Origin of the sequence: Paenibacillus sp. NPDC058071, assembly GCF_042885235.1 — a bacterium.
In the GTDB taxonomy this organism is placed as follows: domain Bacteria; phylum Bacillota; class Bacilli; order Paenibacillales; family Paenibacillaceae; genus Pristimantibacillus.
Window position 1 is genome coordinate 383,499 of the sequence record NZ_JBHVSK010000003.1, and the last position, 16,965, is coordinate 400,463.

Consider the following 16,965-nt stretch of genomic DNA (forward strand, 5'->3'; position numbering starts at 1 on the left):
CAATCCCCCCTATTATAACGCGAGCGTACCCTCATTATCAAACATTATACCCCACCCATAATCTACCGTAAACGTGGCAGGTCTATTGGACTAGACATATCCTGTCCTCCTTTTACGTACAAGTAGACTATGAAGTTACGCAAGGGGGTTCCGGACGTGAAAACGGCATTATGGCTTTATTTGTTTCTTTTTGTCGCCTTTTTCGATCTGCATGCGCAATACCCGATTTTGACGCCGTTCGCGATCTCTCTCGGGGCCGCTCCTTCTTTTATCGGATTGATGATGGGCATGTATTCGATTACTCACCTCCCCGGCAATCTGATGGCCGGGTATGGCGTTGACCGCTATGGCAGCAAGCTATTCATTTTCTTCAGCCTGATGGGAGCCGGCGTGCTGCTGCTGTTTCAATCTTATGTGACGAACCCTTGGCAGCTCCTTACCATCCGTTCCATCAGCGGATTCGTGCTGGCGTTTCTTTCTCCCGCCTGTCTGGCGCTGCTCGCTCGAATGACCAGCAACCGGGAGGAACAAGGGAAGCTGATGGCCGGCAACGGACTCGTGCATACGCTGGCCACCGTCATTTCCCCTGCCGCAGGCGCTTTTCTGGTCGCCAAGATCGGCTTCACGACCGCTTTCTATGTACTGGGCTGGATTTTGATCGTGACCGCCGTTTGTTCCCTTTTCTTCGTACGTGATATTCCGGCGACGGCCGCTGCCGCAAAGCCCGCAGCGCCGGCTCCGGCGGCCATCCCTTCGGCAGTTGCAGATGCCGGCACACCGATTCCTTGGCTCGTCTTCGTCCTGCCGATTGCCACCAGTTGCGCGCAGGGCATCCTTTCCTTCGAGCTGCCGCTTATGGCGCAAACGAAAGAAGCGATGCTGACGACAGGCCTGCTCTTCTCTGTCGTCAGTATTGGCGCCCTTATTACGCTCAGTATGCTGTTTCTGAACCGAGTTTCCTCCTTTTACCGGACGTTATGGGGCTCCGTCGCACTGGGACTTGTCTACTTCATGCTCGCATCCGGTCCTTATATGCCGATCGCACTAGCGCTGCTTCTTGTCGGCATGGCGAAAGGCGTCATCATTCCGGCTATCCCGACGCTGCTCATCGAGCTTAGCGGCGGGGCCAGATACGGCCGAACGTTCTCTGTGCTGTCCATCGCTTATTCGATCGGCGCTTTTATCGGTCCGATGCTGGCTGGACAGCTCCGTGACCATTTGTCGCCGTATTATTTGGCTTTTCTCGCTTTAATGATTGCCGCTACCGTGCTGCCCTTCCATCGAAAAAGAGGCTTACCGACAAACACCCATTTTTCATTAAAATAGGTGTTCGCACAAGGCTATTGCCACCCCGGCACATATACTACATTGTCAAAAGGCCAAAGCGAGCTTGGTGGAGAATCGCGTTTGCATATGGAAAATGTAATGCGGCGATCAGCCTTGCCGACCTTGCGCATCAAACTTGAAAAGAGAGGGGTGACTCATCGATGTCGCAAACAGTTGATGCCGCCCGTCACGGCCATCATCATGGTTCTAACATAGCGCTAATCCTTGTTCTGTTTATCTTGCTTGTCATTATCGCCTGCGCTTGGTGCTAATAACGACAATCAAAGGTTCAACAAAAACCGATAAGCGATCCTGCCGCTTCCATGAGCGGCGGGATCGCTTTTTTTAACGGCCGATTACTGATACACTATTGGCTAATAGGACACCATCTTCTCTATTGGCTGTCCTCTTCTTGAAGCTACGCAGACGGAGGTCGCAACGTGGATATTGCCATTATTGTAGAAGGAAAAAACGACCGGAGCCGTATCCGGAAAGTGCTGCACGAGGACATTCCTGTCTATTGCACCTTCGGAACGCCCGGGCCGGATCAGCTGGATCGGCTGCGCAAGCAAACGGCAGGAATGCAAGTCTACATATTCACCGACAACGATTCGTCGGGCAAGCGGATTCGCGGCATGCTGAGCGATCTGTTTCCCGACGCCGACCATATCTATACTAGACGCGGTTATTCCGGCGTCGAGCATACGCCTGAGGAATACTTAATCGAGCAATTTGAAAAGGCGGGCCTCGAGGAGCATATCCGCTACCCAAAGCCCGCCGCCGAATGGAGCAAGGACGATCAAATATGAACCAAATAAATAACGACGGTTACCGTGACAATGCTGACCAACGTGGACAAAAATACGGCCTGTGAAGCAAATTCCGGTTCGTTGTCGAACTCGACCGCAAGCAGCACGCTGCTTAGTGAAGTCGGTACGGCCGACGAGACAATCAGCGCCGCCGCCATCATCCGGTCGATCTCGATCCAATGACTGATTGCCCATACGGTAAAGGCGGCAAGCGCTGGTCCGGCAGCCAGTCTTAAAAAATTGGAAAGCAAAACATTCATGAACAGCGACCGCCGAATATTCCATTTCATGCTGCCCAGTTGAACGCCTAGCGTCAGCAAAGCAGTGCCGATAAAGGCGTCTGCAAGGTAGTTGATCGGAGTCTCGACCGACTTCGGCAGCGTTACCTCCATGCCGTTCAGCGCGAAGGCAAGCGGAATAACGTAAATAATCGGCTGGGACAAAATGGTCCTTACAGTTTCGCGCCAATGGAGCTTGTGCGCGTTGACGCTGTATATGCCGTATGTATTGGGAAGCAGCGATTGCGTAACCATCACCATGATTTGAACGGACAACGTGTACGGATTGCCGGCAAAAGCGAGCTGGTTGAGCGGTATGCCGTAATTGGCACTGTTGTAGAAAAGCACGCTGTTGCGCATCGCCCCCCGCATTCCTCCCTGCAGTTTTCGCAACCGAATGGCCGCCTCTACGACTACCCATTGCAATCCAAGAAATACGGCGACAAACAGCAGTACCTTGCCGATTAAGGAGACGGAAATATCCGTCGTATAAAGGAGCTTAAATATAACGGCCGGGGAAAACACGAAAAAATTCAGCTTCGAAAGCGTTCGGATATCCAAAGAAAAAAGCCGCTGCATTGTGAATCCTACTAAAATCATCAATGTCAGCGGCAATATATTGCTCCATAAAATATGAAAGAAAATATCCACGTTCGCTTATTCCTTCGCCAGTCGGATCAAATCGTCGGCCAGCATCTCCGGCGTCAAATTTTCGTCGCTGCCGTTAATCCATTTGCGAATTTGACCGTCCTTATCGACGAGAGTGATCGTATTGAAATGAATAAACGATTTATTCACTTCGTCCTTCTTCACGCCGACTCCAAAATCCTGAGCCAGTTGGATGGTAGCGTCTCCTTCGCCGCGCAAAAACCGCCAGCCGTTATTCGGCTCCGCGAAATTACGCTCGGCAAACGCCCGGATGACTTCCGGCGTATCCCGTTCCGGATCGAACGTAATGGAAATCATCTCCGCGCTTTTTCCAAGCACGCCTTTCTTTTCGAGCAAATCCTGCGTCTCCGACAGCAAGAACGTCGTCGGTGGACAGACATCCGGGCAGTTCGCGAAGTAGAAATAGACGAGGCGCGCTTTGCCGTTAGTCGAAGCGAGCGATACCTCATTGCCGTCGATATCGGACAGCTCGAATGCGGGCGCCGCTTTTTGAATCGGCATCTTCTCATCGTTTTGCGAGAGATTGGTAATTAACAAATAAATGCCCATTGCCGCGCAAAGCGCAAGTACGGCGATTTTAAAGCTATGCTTCCGTAAAAATGCCATTCGTTATCTTCCTCTCCGAAATTAACGCTACATTACTTTATCGTGTTGGCCATCATGACGATGAAGACGACCATCAAATAATTGACGGAAATAAGGAAATTTACTTTCGCCCACTTCTCGTCGTCCTTGGCTTTCATGCCTTGAATCGTTTGTACCGCCCAAATGACGCCGCACAGAATGGATACGATAAGAAATACGATGCCGACATAACCGTATACATACATTAGTATGCAAGTCGGGATAAGCAGCACGACGTAAGGAATCATTTGCAGCTTGGTCCGTTTGATCCCTTTCACGACCGGCAGCATTGGAAAGCCGGCAGCCCGGTATTCCTCCACCCGACGAATCGCAAGCGACCAGAAATGCGGCGGCTGCCATAAAAATAAGAAAATAAAAAGCAGCCAAGCTCCAGCATCCACTTCATTCGTTACAGCGCAATAGCCGAGTACGGGAGGCATCGCTCCCGAAATGCCGCCGATGGATGTGTTCCAAGTCGAAGTCCGCTTCAGCCACATCGTATAGATGATGACATAAACAAACCATCCGAGAAATCCAAGCCAACCGGTAAGCGGGTTGACGAGCAAAAACAGAATAGCCAGTCCGACAATGCCAAGAACGATGCCGTATCCGAGCACAAAGTTCGGTGTCAGTCGGCCAGTCGGCAGCGGGCGGTTCTTCGTCCGCTCCATTTTCAAATCCAGCTCACGATCCCAATAATTGTTGATGACGCATCCCGACGCAATGGTGAGCGTTGTCCCCAGTACGACCCAGAGCAGCGTCAACCAATCGATATGCCATTTGGAAGCAACCCAGAAGCCGCCGATGGCGGCAAACACGTTGAGCCTTAGGAGCTTTGGTTTTGTTATTGCGATTAAGTCTTCCAACACGTTGCAATGCCTCCTAAATTATGCAGCAAGACGCTGACGCGTCCTTAACATTTCGTTGTTGAATCGTTCTTAATCATACCTAAAAAATATAACAATGACAACGTTCGAGCCCATTGTTCATCAATTCGCCATTCAAATTGTGACAAATAATTTGGAACCCTTTGGGCGGGCGCACAATATGATGTCTATGTAGTTTGATGCCTAGCGCTTGAGGTAATGCCAACCGGCAAAGATTGCGAAAGGAAGGGAACGCTCTAACCTTATGGCAGTCATCAAATCCAATTCCGAAGATACCAAAATGCTTGCCAGGCTAATGAGAGCAGAGACCGAAGGAGAAGGCGAATTGGGCATGCTGATGATCGGCAACGTCGGCGTTAAGCGCGTTCTGGGCAACTGCCTCGATTTCAAAAATATTCGTTCTATTCCGCAAATGGTCTATCAAAGCCCTGGAGGTTTCGAAGCTACGCAGAAGGGTTACTTCTATCAGAAAGCTCGGGAAAGCGATATCTGCATTGCTTCTTTTTCCGACATCGGCAGATTGTCCGAGCGTTTACCGCTGATAGGCATCAAGGCATTCCATTAATTTGCATAAACGAAAGCGAGGAGCAACATAATGTCTAACGGTTATGGTGGTTATGGTTACAATGGGCCGGTCAGTCCGGCCAACACGGGAGGATACGGCGGATACGGCGCGCAGACGCTGCCCGCTAGCACAGGACCGAACAAATCGGCCGTGCTCCCGGCCAGTGCCGAACCAAGCAAGACGCTGCCTGCCAGTGTGGCACCGAAAATGGTCATGCCTTCGAGCGTAGAACCGAAGATGGTGATGCCTTCGAGCATAGGACCAAGCATGGTGATGCCTTCGAACGTAGGACCAAACATGGTGATGCCTTCGAACGTAGGACCAAACATGGTGATGCCTTCGAACGTAGGACCAAACATGGTAATGCCTTCGAACGTAGGGCCGAACATGGTAATGCCTTCGAACGTAGGACCGAACATGGTAATGCCTTCGAACGTAGGGCCAAACATGGTAATGCCTTCGAACGTAGGGCCAAACATGGTAATGCCTTCGAACGTAGGGCCGAAAATGATGCCTGCAGCCGTCGGGCCGAATATGCCAATGTCCCATGCTGGCGTAATGGGCGTCCAATCCATGCCGACTGGCGTACCTAGCGTGCCAAGCGGTTCTTTTATCACGCAAGGAGGCGGCAATATCGTCGCCGTACCAGTTGCCGAAGAATCCTACGTTGAGAACATCCTCCGTTTGAACCGCGGCAAAGTCGGCACTTTCTATATGACCTACGAAAACAATCGCGAATGGAATGCGAAAATTTTCCGCGGAGTCATCGAAGCGGCTGGACGCGACCATATCATCATCAGCGATCCTTCGACCGGCATGCGCTATTTGCTGCTCATGCTGAACCTCGATTATGTAACCTTTGACGGCCCCATTAACTACGAATATCCTTTTGAAGGCGGCGTTGTCACGAATACGACGCCAATATCGGGCAGCCGCGAGAACTAACGGTCTTCGGATGGCAAAGCTGCCGGCTTGAAAGTCCACACATGCATTTTATCCGCTCCGCCGGGAATCCATTCGGCTATGCGATACCATGGAGAACGCTCGGCGCAGCGTTCTTTTTTTATCTGCTCAGCCTCCTTCTCGTCGACAGCATGCCATATTTCCACGAACAGGTTGATTTGATCTGTTCCTTCATATAAATGGACGCCAGCCGTTTTCTCCAACAGCTTGGCCGTATAGGCCAAATAAGTATCCCGGTGCCTGTCTTCAATCCGGTATTCGGCAAAACAAATCGCTTGCATCTCCACTTCTCCCTTTGCTTATTGCCATATATGCGATGGCGCTGTTTTTGATAAAGTCGTTCTTCTTCGTTGATACTACATTTAAAGTCTTGGGTGCCGCTCGTTCCATCCACCATCCGGCATCGCTAACGAAAGAGGAGGATAATACACTGTGGATACAGGCACACATCTTGTCATGGGCATCGGTCTAGCTGGGCTTGCCGCCGTCGATCCCGTCGTTGCCGCCAACCCGTCCATTCATATGGCCGTATTAATTGGAACAGTCGTTGGCTCACAGGCGCCGGATTTCGATACTTTTTTGCGTTTAAAAGGAAACGCCAGCTATATCCGCAACCATCGCGGCATTTCGCATTCGCTGCCGGCGATTGCCATCTGGACCATACTAATTACCGGACTGCTGCAGCTCTTTTACCGAGGCAGCCTTCCTTGGCTGCATGTAGGCGGCTGGGTGCTGCTGTCCGTGTGCGTACACGTGCTTACCGATTTGTTCAATGCTTATGGCACGCAGGCTATGCGGCCTTTCACGGATAAATGGATATCATGGAACATTATCCATATTTTCGATCCGGTCATTTTCGCTACTCATGTCGGGGCTATTGTTCTGTGGGCGATCGGAGCTGCGTCTCCTGCTCTCCTCTTCTCGCTTCTTTACGCATTCACCGCCGTTTATTTTATTTGGCGAACGGTTGCCCAACGGGCGACGATGCGGGCGGTTTCGAAGCTTGATCCGTATCGCAAGCCAACGGATGCCACTATCGTCATTCCGACTATTTCATTGGCAAACTGGAACATCGTGAAGCGGACGGAGGACGGCACCTTTCATATTGGAGATTTGCGTGGAGGAAATCTGCGCTGGCTCGACAAAGCGACATGCTCCGATCATCCGGCCGTAGCGAAATCGCAAAACGACCCGGCTATCCGCTCCTTTCTCTATTTTACCAAATTCGCCTGCGCCGATGTGAAAGAGCATGAATGGGGTTATGAGGTACGCTGGTCCGACGTCCGCTATCGGCATCGCAAACAGTACCCTTTTGTCGGCGTTTTGCTGATGGATCGGGAATATAAGACGGTTGGCTCATACGTAGGCTGGCTTAGCGACGAACGTTTGACGAAGCGGCTGCGGATGAACACTTATTGAACATTACGGTTCAGTCATCTTTTGGAGATAACGCAATTGGGATTGACTTCAGAAAAGCCCCGTCGCACAATAAGAAGGGGCTTTTCTTTTTGCCGCGCTGATCGATTTCCAGAAACAGCAAAAAGCTCAAGGTTTCCCTTGAGCCTATGGCTATTCTTTGTGTATAAAAAGCGATTAACGGAAGTTGCTCGAACCGGACAATTGTTGCTCGGCGATTTGGACAAGCTTTTTAGTGATGTATCCGCCTAAAGAACCTGCATCGCGAGTCGATACATTGCCATAGTAGCCGTCGGCCGGAATTTGTACGCCCAGCTCTTGGGCTGCTTCCAATTTCATTTGATTCAGTGCTTGTTGTGCTTGAGGAACCACCAGTTGATTACTGCTTCTGTTGCTAGCCATGCGGAAAATCTCCTTTCAGTATAGGAACTTTGTGTTTTGCAAGCTTGCAAGCTTATTATGCTCACTCCATTGCAAACTATGCTTCTTTCCGCAATTTTTTAAATTACCGGTTTTAAAAAAGGAGAAACGATACGCCATGTCCAAACCTCTATCTCTGCTATTTGCCGTTTTGTCCGTCGTGCTCATGCTCGCTACCGCGGTCTCGATTTCGATCAACGGCTGGTTTGCCGCTCTGTTTGGTATTTTATCGATTTTGATGATCGGCAGCGGTTTTATCGTAAAAGCAAGATTGCGCCGCCGTGCGGAGTAAGCATCGGAAAAAGCCCCGACTGGCCATGAAGTGAATGGCCAGTCGGGGCTTTTTGATTTTTGGTATGGAATTGCGCCTCTGTAAGTGGGTATGGCTGTATTGCGGCTTACGCGGCTTCTCAGCTACTTTTTTGCTGCTGTAACGCGGTTTTACGTCTTACAGCTGCTTCTCAGCTACTTTTTTGCCTCTGTAAGACGGTTTTACGTCTTACAGCTGCTTCTCAGCTACTTTTTCGCCTCTGTAAGACGGTTTTACGTCTTACAGCGACTTCTCAGCTACTTTTTTGCCTCTGTAAGACGGTTTTCCGTCTTACGGTGGCTTCTCAGCTACTTTTTTACCTCTGTAAGACGGTTTTACGTCTTACAGCGGCTTCTCAGCTAATTTTTTACCTCTGTAAGACGGTTTTACGTCTTACAGAGGCTTCTCAGCTACTTTTTCGCCGTTGTAAGACGGTTTTACGTCTTACGGTGGCTTCTCAGCTACCTTACAGCGCCGTCGCTGCGGCGTTTTTGCTTCTGTAAGGCGCTTTCGAGCCTTACAGCGCCATCGCTACGGCGTTTTTGCTTCTGTAAGGCGCTTCTGAGCCTTACAGCGCCGTCGCTGCGGCATTTTTACTGCTGTAAGGCGCTTTCGAGCCTTACAGCGCCTTCGCTGCGGCGTTTTTGCTTCTGTAAGGCGCTTTCGAGCCTTACAGCGTCGTCGTTGCGGCGTTTTTGCTGCTGTAAGGCGCTTTCGAGCCTTACAGCGTCGTCGCTGTCACATTTTTGCCGCTGTAAGTCGCTTTCGAGCCTTACAGCGCCGTTCGCTGCGGCGTTTTTGCTGCTGTAAGGCGCTTCCGAGCCTTACAGCGCCGTCGCTGCGGCGTTTTTGCTTCTGTAAGGCGCTTTCGAGCCTTACAGCGCCTTCGCTGCGGCATTTTTGCTTCTGTTAGGCGCTTTCGAGCCTTACAGCGTCGTCGCTGTCACATTTTTGCTTCTGTAAGGCGCTTTCGAGCCTTTCAGCATTGTCGCTGCCACATTTTGCCGCCGTAAGGCGCTTTCGAGCCTTACAGCATCGTCGCTGCCACATTTTGCCGCCGTAAGGCGCTTTTGAGCCTTACAGAACCTTACCCGCAACGTATTCGCGCTTCGCACACCTTAGTTACCAATTGACGTGGTTGCTCTAAATGCTTCTCACAGCCGAAAAACCAAACAATTAAGCTCTCGGAGCGAGGAAGCCCATTTTTTCTTTCACATCGGCTACTGTTTTGTTCGCAACTTCCGCTGCACGCTCAGCACCCCGCTTCAAGATCTGATGAATTTCGCCGGAGCTGCGAATTTCATTGTACCGGGCTTGCAGCGGTTCCAGAACCGCAACGACATGCTCGGCTAGCTCTTTCTTGAACGGCCCATAACCTTGCCCTTCATAACGTGCCTCGATCTCCGCCAGCGTCAGGCCGGAGCAATGTGCGTAAATGCCCATCAAGTTGCTGATCTCCGGCTTATTCGCCGGATCGAACTTCACTTCGCGGCCGGAGTCGGTCGTCGCCCGGCTAATCTTCTTGCGGACAACGTCGGGCGGATCGAGCAACGTAATGAAGCTGCCTGGATTAGAGCTGCTTTTGCTCATTTTCTTGCTGGCGTCGTCAAGCCCCATAATTCTTGCGCCCACTTCTGGAATATACGGCTTAGGAAGCGTGAAGTAATCACCAAACCGATGGTTGAACCGTTGAGCCAAATCGCGGGTCAATTCCAAATGCTGCTTCTGGTCGTCTCCGACCGGTACGAGATCAGCGTTGTAGATCAAAATATCGGCTGCCATCAAAGAAGGATACACGAACAAGCCTGCGCCTACCGATTCTTTGCCAGCTGATTTATCTTTAAATTGCGTCATTCGCTCCAATTCGCCCATATTGGTGAGCGTCGTCAACATCCAACCCAGCTCCGCATGTGCAGGAACATGCGACTGCATAAAGACGTTTGCTTTGGATGGATCGATGCCTGCCGCAATAAACAAAGCGGCTACCGCTTCCGATTGCTCGCGCAATGCTGCAGGCTCCTGCGGCACTGTGATGGCGTGCATGTCGACAACCATAAAGAAGCATTCTTCAGTATGCTGTAGTTTGACGAAGTTTTGGAGCGCGCCGATGTAATTCCCTATAGTTAATTGTCCGCTCGGTTGAATACCCGATAATACTTTACCCATCTAATATCTCTCCTTTAATAAATCTGGACCGATAATGATTGGCGAACGCAAAAAAGCCTTCGCCGCAAAGGGACGAAGGACCGTGGTGCCACCCTAATTCGCTATCGCCGTCTTGTTCGTAAACCCGAATCGGTCGGGGACGAAAAGTCGGCAAAGCCTCTTTGGTTCCATAACGGGGAACAGCCGGGATGCATTGGCGGCACCGATTGCCGCGTTCCGCACTCCACTCCAGGATCCATTCGGCTTAAGGCTTGCTCCGGTTCGCACCACCCACCGGCTCTCTGCTCGCATAAACGCCTCAAGCTTACTTGTTCCCATCAACGCGTTACCCTCATTATAACGCCGAGCCTCCTAAAGTCAAGAAGATGAATCGCCCCTAATTCCGTTTAAAAGTTGTCCTATTCGTATACGGACATGCATAGACTGGAAGGAAATCTATACAGTCAAACTGCCGCAAACAAGCTACAAAAAAAATGTGCATGGTTTGCATTTGGTTTGAGTATGAGTTGCGCTCGGTTTGTCATAGGTTTCTCGTGTATGCATGGGTTATGCTCGGGTTACCCCATGGCTTTTTCATGGTATCCCCTCGATTTGAGCATGATTTGCACTCGGTTTGCCCACGGGATTCGCTCCATTTACTAATGAGTTACGCTCGGTATATGCATGGGTTGCGCTCGGTTTGCTCATCGGTTGCACTTGCTTGCCCAAGTACTCGCTCATTTTGCGCATAGGGTTGCGCTCGGTTTGCGCATGGGATTCGCGGTTTATGCCTAGTTTTCTCGGTTTGCGCTCAGTTTGCGTATGCACTCAATGTGCGTATAGGTTTCACTCTGTTTGCACATGGTTGGCGCTCTGTATCTCATGGATTGCACTCGGTGCAAATTTATCGGCTATTACAAGCTAGCAAGCAAAAAGGGGACTGGCTCGAATGAAATTGTTGTTTCGGCTCGGAACGCTCTTGCTGGGCGTAGGGTGCCTTGTTATGCTTAGCCTCATTTTATCAGGTGAATCGCATACTTTAGCAGCGCTCGGCTCACCGGATTTACAGCTGTTCAAACTGCTGTTTCTCCGCATTCTTCTGGAAGCTTTTCCATTCATTCTAATCGGCGTTCTATTCTCCGCCCTCCTTCAAATGTTCGTATCAGATGAACTAATCGCAAAAATTATGCCTCGAAATCCATTCATCGGGGTGGTGTTCGGCGGCTTGCTCGGTTTGCTGTTCCCGCTTTGCGAGTGCGGCATGATACCCGTTGTAAGGCGGCTCATCCGAAAAGGAATGCCCGCTTATATCGGCATCGTTTATTTACTTGCCGGACCGATCGTCAATCCGGTCGTGTTTCTATCAACATACGCCGCTTTTCGTTCCACCCCCGCCATCGCATACAGTCGGATGGGAATAGCCTTCCTAGTCGCTACCGTCATCGGCTTGTTGATCTATAGGTTCACGAAAGGCAACTTGCTGAAGGAGCAAGTGAAGCTTGCAGTGCTGCCTCATTCTCAGGCCACACACGGCTCAACTGGTCCAAAACCGGTTCGTTTTCGTTCACGCCTGTCTGGCACGATCGGTCATGCTTCGGAGGAACTATTCGATATGGGCAAGTATTTGATTATTGGTGCACTGCTCACTGCGATGATGCAGAGCTTTGTCGATCGAGAAGCGCTGTCCGCTATTGCCGATCAGCCAGTACTTGCGTATCCATTCATGATGGGCTTCGCTTTCCTGCTTTCAATTTGCTCCACGTCGGATGCATTTATCGCTTCGAGCTTTACAGGTATTTTCTCAGCGGGACCACTGCTTGCTTTCCTCGTCTTTGGTCCAATGATCGATATTAAAAATATGCTCATGCTGCTTTCCGCTTTCCGGACGAAAATCGTGTTGGCCGTTGCGCTGGGAGCGTTCGTTCTTGTGTTGGCTGGAGCGGCTTTAATGGAGGCGGCGTTATGACTCATAATTGGATAAAAGCCGCTCTGCTGGCCGGCTTTGCCCTGCTAATCGTATATTTGGATTACTCAGGTCAACTTCCCCTACTCGCCGCAGGTTGGTTGGAGCCGCTGATCCGCGTTAGCTCTTTTATTCTTCTCGCATTCGCCTTTCATCAAGCCTACACGGCCTCTTCGAAATCGACGAATAATCATTCCGCCAGCTGCGGTTGCGGCATGGAAGACGGCCACCACCACCATCATAATCACCATAACCACAATCACGCTGATCATCTCTACAATCACGACTACTGCAATCATTCTTTAGACGACGGCCATCATAATTACGGTTGTGTTGGTCAGATAGGCGATCATTCCGACAAAAACAACCAGCATGACCACAGCCCTACGAATAACATTAATTGGAAAAGTGTTTTTATTTATTTCTTGTTTCTGCTACCGCTGCTGTTGGGCTTCTTCACTCCCGCCCTCGATAAAGAAACGACTGCTTGGCTGGAGGAACACGTTCATTTCAATCACGGCCACCACCATCCTTAACGACGCAGAAACCCCCGATTCCAGAGCTGGAGTCGGGGGTTTCTGCGCCGTTACTTGTCCCATTCCGAGGCAGAAGGATGCTTCGGCTGATAACGGTGATTCCAATTAGACGTGTTGTAATTCGATTCATAACAGATGCTAGCCGACCATGTTCCAGCGCTTGGCCTGACTGCGAAATCATACACGATCTCGCCGTGCGTCCAATTGCGCCTAAGTTTCAATGCATCGATAGCCAGCTTTCGAAAAGCTTGCACCTGCAGCGGCGTCATTCCTTGCCCGGCATGCTCAACTTGTCCGTTCTTGCTTTCAATCGGATTATGCCGCATCCCGAACTTGCCGATCGCATTATTGCGAATGTGAATCATAACCGTACCTGCGGTCGCATGCGTCAATTCTTCCTCCAGCTGGCGAAAAACGTAATCCACTTGTCTAGCTAACGGCATAGCATCCATATTCATACTTATATTCCTCCCTCCACCCATTTACTTTGATGTATGTATCTAGTTCTTAAGTCCGATTATATGTCATTTTCAATTAATTGGCAATATAGTAATAAATATAATTTTACAAAATTCTTTCATTTTCTAGGTTTGTTTACAGCCTAAATTCGTCAAGACTCGTACTTTTGTAAAACATTGTCGATACTCCGTAGACCAATCTCTACGCCAGTGCTATAATATGGATATTCTCAATAAAGGAGCGCTTACATATGATCCAATGGTACTACTCGTTATCTGTGAGGATTAAATTATTGCTCGCAACGTATTCCATTTTAGCGATATTTGCCATTGCCATGATCCTGGTGCTTTCTTTTTCAGGCGGTTCCGTCGTCGCGGGGATCGTGGTTGCCGCGATTGTCGCCATAATCGCCTACCCTATCGTCTCTTTTATAGAGAAATCGTTCAGCGGGCTGTACGACGATGTTTCCGACACCGCATACCGGATTTCCAAAGGAGACTTCACACAAAAAATCGATACATCCAACGCCGCTCTTGGAAAACTGGGCTTCGCGTTCAACAGCATGGTGGACAAGCTGCGCGACATTTTGACAGAAACGTCGAATATTACGAAGCATGTGTCCGAGACTAGCCGCAATATTTTTGACAAGAATACACATATTAAAGAAGCGATGGAGCAGGTTGCCGCCTCTTCGAACGAACTGGCTACAGGCGCAAACGAAATCTCCGATGATGTCGCTCATATGAGCGATTCTATCTCAGAAATCGAAAAAATGGTCGCCGGCTATGCACACTCGACAAAACAAATGAACGAACGTTCCGATTTTACGCTGCAGTTGGTCGATAAGGGCCGGCTGGCGCTCGAAGAGCAAGCCGACGCTATGCAGCGCAATGTGGATTCTACCGCAAAAGTATCAGAGACGATCACCGAGCTGGCGCGCAAGGCGCAAGGTATTTCCGCCATAACGACGACGATCTCCGATATCGCGGAACAGACCAATTTGCTGTCGCTTAATGCTTCAATCGAAGCTGCACGGGCGGGTGAGCACGGCAGAGGCTTTGCTGTCGTAGCGCAAGAAGTGCGCAAGCTGGCCGAAGAGTCAAGCTCTTCGACCAAACAAGTATTCCAACTGGTAAAAAGTATCGATCAAGGCATCAAGCATACCATCGAGAACATGAAGGTAAATGAAGAAGTCGTTCAGCTTCAAACCGAGCGAATTCGCGAGTCAGAGCAGGTATTCAATGAAATTGTAGAAAGCGTTACGTTTATTACGACCCAGATATCAGCCTTCGCTCAAGAAAGCGATGCGATGCTGGAAAGCGCCCGCAAAATTTCGGATGCGATACAAAATATTTCGTCCATTACGCAGCAATCGGCCGCTGGCACGGAGCAAGTATCGGCGTCCATGAATGAACAAATCAGCTCCGTACAAGGCGTCGTTGAAGAAACCGAACGGATGCTCAATATGGCAACGCAGCTTCAACGGACCATTCAAGTTTTCAAAATGAAATAAGATCGGCCCGATAGGTTTGGAAGCATAAAACAGATTTCTAAAAGGGATGCTCCGAAACGAGAGCAGGTTCCCCAAAAATAGAACAAAAAAACATCCCGTTTCACGATTTATGTGAGACGGGATGTTTTTTTGCGCTAAAGCTTGAGCTCTTTCAATTGTGGAGTGAAACGCTGTTCCCAATGGCGACGCTCTACGGATTCGTACCATTCATCTTGCCATGACTTCGTTTTCTCGGATGCGTGCTTTGGAAACGGGCATACTAGCCGAACGAGCGAAATTTAACAAGAAACGGGGATCAGTTCATGTGGCGTATACGATCGGGCGGTTCAATAGGGCGGATAGGGGCGGCGTTGATTGCCGTTCTTCTGCTTTGGCATGCGCTGCCATGGAACGGCCTTACTCCGGCGTCAGCGGGAGCTTCCACCGCCCTCATCGATGCAACGGCAATTGAGCAGGCTCAAATGCTCGAAGCAGCAAAACCGGCTAAAAAAAAGTCGACTGATGAAATGAGTTGGGTCAGACTGCAAAAGCAATTTCCCGGCGCTTTCGTCACGCATGGCCCTCGCAATCGTAAACGGATCGCGCTTACGTTCGACGATGCGCCCGATCCGAGATTTACGCCAGCCATCCTCGACATTTTATCTCAGCATAAGGTTTGCGCCACCTTTTTCGTTGTCGGTAATCGTGCTGCCGCGCATCCGGATCTCATCCGGCGAATGGTTCGCGAAGGACATGTCGTAGGGAATCACTCTTATAATCATGCAGTGCTGCCGAAGTTATCAGAGCAAGCCTTCCGTAAGCAGATTTTGAAAACCGATGCCATTATTAAACGGATAACAGGCTATCGGCCCCGTTTTATTCGACCTCCTTACGGAGAAGTAGCCGCATCTCAGGTGGCATGGACAAGAAAAAACGGCTTTATCGTCGTCAATTGGGACGTTGACTCGGTCGATTGGAATAATAATCCTTCCAGCTCCAAAGTATTGCTTAACATTAAACGGACGCTTCAGCCAGGTTCAATCGTCCTGCAGCATGCCGGCGGCGGAGACGGTCAAAGCTTAACCGGTACGATCGAGGCGCTGCCTCGGCTCATTGTTTCGCTTAAAAAGAGAGGCTATGAGCTGGTCACCTTGCCGGAGCTCCTCTCTCAATCGAAGGTAAAGGCGCAGAAATAAATAAAGCCAGGAGTATTCCGGCCCCCTCATGCTTGCATGAATGCCCGGCCTCCTGGCCTTCCTGACTATTTCAGTATAAAAACGCTTACGTTCTGATAGCCGAACGTGCTGACTTGCTGCGATGTGCCCGGTACAAAAATATCAATGCGGTTGCCTTTAATCGCTCCGCCGGTATCCTTCGCGTATGCAATCATACCGCCGCTTGGCAATCCGGCATGATTATATCCGGAAACGTAGACTTTCGTACCCAGTGGAATGACATTGGGGTCAACTGCGATGGTGCCGACGGCAAGCGGATTTCCAAAGTAATCGACCGCTCCCCAGCCGCCGTTCTCTGATGCGGCCGCGCTGTATGCAGTTGCTACGATCGATAGCTTGTTGCTGTACGAATGCTCCGTTCCATTAACGGTAATTTTGCTGGCTCCAGCTGCGGAGGACGACTTTTGCCCGGATGTTTTTTTGCTCGTCTTCAATTTTGCCGGCTCCTTTTTGGCAACCGGTTTTTTTGCCGTTTGCGCCTTAGCCGCTTTACTTGTCTTTGCATCCAAAACGACAGCCGTTTCCTTTTTAGCAGCCGCTTTTACGCTTGCCGTCTGTTTCTCGCGTTCCTTCTCGGCAATCGTTTTTTTGTTGTCAGCTACCAGCATGCGTGCCGATTGTCTCGTCTCCGCAGCGGCTGCAGCTCGCTTTTTCTCCTCTTCTTTAGCAGCACTTAACAGCATAACCGTTCCCGCACTCATGGCATGAACAGTGCTGCCGGCAAGCGGCTGCATGTCCGAATGATCGGCAGTTTCAAACGGAGAGCCATCGGCTGACGTCTGATATGTAGCTGCATTAACCAACCCTGCGGCCATCAAAATAAGTAACAAACCAAAAGCGGAAGCCGTAATTATCGTCTTCTTCATCA

Annotated in this window: 19 protein-coding genes and 1 pseudogene; 11 read left to right on the forward strand and 9 right to left on the reverse strand. The window is 50.2% G+C overall.

Going from position 1 to position 16,965, the window contains the following annotated elements; all coding sequences use genetic code 11:
* Nucleotides 1–156: 156 nt before the first annotated feature.
* The 3 genes from ACFVTB_RS07165 (at nt 157) to ACFVTB_RS07175 (ending at nt 2,135) form a co-directional block, all read left to right on the forward strand.
* The gene (locus tag ACFVTB_RS07165; protein ID WP_387746798.1) at nt 157–1,326 is read left to right on the forward strand and encodes an MFS transporter; all 1,170 of its coding nucleotides are present in this window, start codon (nt 157–159) and stop codon (nt 1,324–1,326) included.
* Nucleotides 1,327–1,487: 161 nt separating this feature from the next.
* A complete protein-coding gene (locus tag ACFVTB_RS07170) occupies nt 1,488–1,598 on the forward strand; it encodes a YjcZ family sporulation protein (protein ID WP_387746800.1) in 111 nt (36 codons plus the stop codon).
* A 168-nt stretch (nt 1,599–1,766) separates the two neighbouring features.
* Nucleotides 1,767–2,135: a toprim domain-containing protein gene (locus tag ACFVTB_RS07175; protein WP_387746802.1), complete on the forward strand. Its 369-nt coding sequence runs from the start codon at nt 1,767–1,769 to the stop codon at nt 2,133–2,135.
* Here ACFVTB_RS07175 and ACFVTB_RS07180 read toward each other — a convergent pair.
* From ACFVTB_RS07180 to cyoE, 3 genes are read right to left on the reverse strand one after another with little or no spacing between them, the layout of a single operon-like run.
* The gene (locus tag ACFVTB_RS07180; RefSeq protein WP_387746804.1) at nt 2,126–3,064 is read right to left on the reverse strand and encodes an AEC family transporter; all 939 of its coding nucleotides are present in this window, start codon (nt 3,062–3,064) and stop codon (nt 2,126–2,128) included. The two genes, ACFVTB_RS07175 and ACFVTB_RS07180, sit on opposite strands and share 10 nt — an antisense overlap.
* Nucleotides 3,065–3,070: 6 nt before the next feature.
* Complete coding sequence (locus ACFVTB_RS07185; protein ID WP_387746806.1) at nt 3,071–3,688, reverse strand: SCO family protein; 618 nt, start codon at nt 3,686–3,688, stop codon at nt 3,071–3,073.
* A gap of 32 nt (nt 3,689–3,720) precedes the next feature.
* Nucleotides 3,721–4,575, reverse strand: a complete 855-nt coding sequence (cyoE, locus tag ACFVTB_RS07190; protein WP_387746808.1) for a heme o synthase — start codon at nt 4,573–4,575, stop codon at nt 3,721–3,723.
* A 262-nt stretch (nt 4,576–4,837) separates the two neighbouring features.
* Here cyoE and ACFVTB_RS07195 point away from each other — a divergent pair.
* A pseudogene (locus ACFVTB_RS07195) lies at nt 4,838–5,092 on the forward strand (cell wall hydrolase); the annotation flags it as partial.
* Between the two features lie 122 nt (nt 5,093–5,214).
* Here the strand turns inward: ACFVTB_RS07195 and ACFVTB_RS07200 are convergent.
* Entirely contained in the window at nt 5,215–5,733 is a 519-nt protein-coding gene (locus tag ACFVTB_RS07200) for a pentapeptide repeat-containing protein (RefSeq protein WP_387747053.1), read from the reverse strand.
* On the opposite strand from ACFVTB_RS07200, the gene gerQ reads away from it, so the two are divergent.
* A complete protein-coding gene (gene gerQ / locus ACFVTB_RS07205; protein WP_387747044.1) occupies nt 5,693–6,103 on the forward strand; it encodes a spore coat protein GerQ in 411 nt (136 codons plus the stop codon). The two genes, ACFVTB_RS07200 and gerQ, sit on opposite strands and share 41 nt — an antisense overlap.
* Here the strand turns inward: gerQ and ACFVTB_RS07210 are convergent.
* Nucleotides 6,100–6,402, reverse strand: a complete 303-nt coding sequence (locus ACFVTB_RS07210) for a hypothetical protein (RefSeq protein WP_387746810.1) — start codon at nt 6,400–6,402, stop codon at nt 6,100–6,102. The two genes, gerQ and ACFVTB_RS07210, sit on opposite strands and share 4 nt — an antisense overlap.
* A gap of 151 nt (nt 6,403–6,553) precedes the next feature.
* On the opposite strand from ACFVTB_RS07210, the gene ACFVTB_RS07215 reads away from it, so the two are divergent.
* Nucleotides 6,554–7,540, forward strand: a complete 987-nt coding sequence (locus ACFVTB_RS07215; protein WP_387746812.1) for a metal-dependent hydrolase — start codon at nt 6,554–6,556, stop codon at nt 7,538–7,540.
* A gap of 174 nt (nt 7,541–7,714) precedes the next feature.
* Here the strand turns inward: ACFVTB_RS07215 and ACFVTB_RS07220 are convergent, their stop codons facing one another.
* A complete protein-coding gene (locus ACFVTB_RS07220; RefSeq protein ID WP_387746813.1) occupies nt 7,715–7,939 on the reverse strand; it encodes an alpha/beta-type small acid-soluble spore protein in 225 nt (74 codons plus the stop codon).
* A 136-nt stretch (nt 7,940–8,075) separates the two neighbouring features.
* Between ACFVTB_RS07220 and ACFVTB_RS07225 the strand changes: the two genes are divergently transcribed.
* Nucleotides 8,076–8,249 (forward strand): DUF5325 family protein, encoded by a 174-nt coding sequence (locus tag ACFVTB_RS07225; RefSeq protein ID WP_387746815.1) that lies wholly within the window; start codon nt 8,076–8,078, stop codon nt 8,247–8,249.
* 1,194 nt (nt 8,250–9,443) lie between these two features.
* Here the strand turns inward: ACFVTB_RS07225 and trpS are convergent.
* Nucleotides 9,444–10,433 (reverse strand): tryptophan--tRNA ligase, encoded by a 990-nt coding sequence (trpS, locus tag ACFVTB_RS07230; RefSeq protein ID WP_387746817.1) that lies wholly within the window; start codon nt 10,431–10,433, stop codon nt 9,444–9,446.
* Between the two features lie 928 nt (nt 10,434–11,361).
* Here trpS and ACFVTB_RS07235 point away from each other — a divergent pair.
* Both ACFVTB_RS07235 and ACFVTB_RS07240 read left to right on the forward strand, forming a co-directional pair.
* On the forward strand, nt 11,362–12,378 hold the full coding sequence (locus ACFVTB_RS07235) for a permease (protein ID WP_387746819.1): 1,017 nt from the start codon (nt 11,362–11,364) through the stop codon (nt 12,376–12,378).
* Nucleotides 12,375–12,911, forward strand: coding sequence for a DUF1980 domain-containing protein (locus ACFVTB_RS07240; RefSeq protein ID WP_387746821.1), 537 nt, complete (start codon nt 12,375–12,377; stop codon nt 12,909–12,911). The genes ACFVTB_RS07235 and ACFVTB_RS07240 overlap by 4 nt, the downstream gene beginning before the upstream one ends.
* Nucleotides 12,912–12,961: 50 nt before the next feature.
* Here the strand turns inward: ACFVTB_RS07240 and ACFVTB_RS07245 are convergent, their stop codons facing one another.
* Complete coding sequence (locus ACFVTB_RS07245) at nt 12,962–13,369, reverse strand: O-methyltransferase (RefSeq protein ID WP_387746823.1); 408 nt, start codon at nt 13,367–13,369, stop codon at nt 12,962–12,964.
* 251 nt (nt 13,370–13,620) lie between these two features.
* Here ACFVTB_RS07245 and ACFVTB_RS07250 point away from each other — a divergent pair, with 251 nt between their 5' ends.
* Nucleotides 13,621–14,883: a methyl-accepting chemotaxis protein gene (locus ACFVTB_RS07250; protein ID WP_387746825.1), complete on the forward strand. Its 1,263-nt coding sequence runs from the start codon at nt 13,621–13,623 to the stop codon at nt 14,881–14,883.
* Nucleotides 14,884–15,185: 302 nt separating this feature from the next.
* On the forward strand, nt 15,186–16,058 hold the full coding sequence (locus tag ACFVTB_RS07255) for a polysaccharide deacetylase family protein (protein ID WP_387746827.1): 873 nt from the start codon (nt 15,186–15,188) through the stop codon (nt 16,056–16,058).
* 65 nt (nt 16,059–16,123) lie between these two features.
* On the opposite strand, the gene ACFVTB_RS07260 is transcribed toward ACFVTB_RS07255, so the two are convergent.
* Complete coding sequence (locus ACFVTB_RS07260) at nt 16,124–16,963, reverse strand: 3D domain-containing protein (RefSeq protein WP_387746829.1); 840 nt, start codon at nt 16,961–16,963, stop codon at nt 16,124–16,126.
* Nucleotides 16,964–16,965 lie beyond the last annotated feature (2 nt).

Bases quoted from the DNA above. Each gene is read 5' to 3' on its own strand.
- ACFVTB_RS07170 (WP_387746800.1), top strand. From the start codon at position 1,488: ATGTCGCAAACAGTTGATGCCGCCCGTCACGGCCATCATCATGGTTCT.
- ACFVTB_RS07185 (WP_387746806.1), bottom strand. From the start codon at position 3,688: ATGGCATTTTTACGGAAGCATAGCTTTAAAATCGCCGTACTTGCGCTT.
- gerQ (WP_387747044.1), top strand. From the start codon at position 5,693: ATGCCAATGTCCCATGCTGGCGTAATGGGCGTCCAATCCATGCCGACT.
- ACFVTB_RS07200 (WP_387747053.1), bottom strand. From the start codon at position 5,733: ATGGATTGGACGCCCATTACGCCAGCATGGGACATTGGCATATTCGGC.
- ACFVTB_RS07210 (WP_387746810.1), bottom strand. From the start codon at position 6,402: ATGCAAGCGATTTGTTTTGCCGAATACCGGATTGAAGACAGGCACCGG.
- ACFVTB_RS07220 (WP_387746813.1), bottom strand. From the start codon at position 7,939: ATGGCTAGCAACAGAAGCAGTAATCAACTGGTGGTTCCTCAAGCACAA.
- ACFVTB_RS07225 (WP_387746815.1), top strand. From the start codon at position 8,076: ATGTCCAAACCTCTATCTCTGCTATTTGCCGTTTTGTCCGTCGTGCTC.
- trpS (WP_387746817.1), bottom strand. From the start codon at position 10,433: ATGGGTAAAGTATTATCGGGTATTCAACCGAGCGGACAATTAACTATA.
- ACFVTB_RS07235 (WP_387746819.1), top strand. From the start codon at position 11,362: ATGAAATTGTTGTTTCGGCTCGGAACGCTCTTGCTGGGCGTAGGGTGC.
- ACFVTB_RS07240 (WP_387746821.1), top strand. From the start codon at position 12,375: ATGACTCATAATTGGATAAAAGCCGCTCTGCTGGCCGGCTTTGCCCTG.
- ACFVTB_RS07245 (WP_387746823.1), bottom strand. From the start codon at position 13,369: ATGAATATGGATGCTATGCCGTTAGCTAGACAAGTGGATTACGTTTTT.
- ACFVTB_RS07250 (WP_387746825.1), top strand. From the start codon at position 13,621: ATGATCCAATGGTACTACTCGTTATCTGTGAGGATTAAATTATTGCTC.
- ACFVTB_RS07255 (WP_387746827.1), top strand. From the start codon at position 15,186: ATGTGGCGTATACGATCGGGCGGTTCAATAGGGCGGATAGGGGCGGCG.
- ACFVTB_RS07260 (WP_387746829.1), bottom strand. From the start codon at position 16,963: ATGAAGAAGACGATAATTACGGCTTCCGCTTTTGGTTTGTTACTTATT.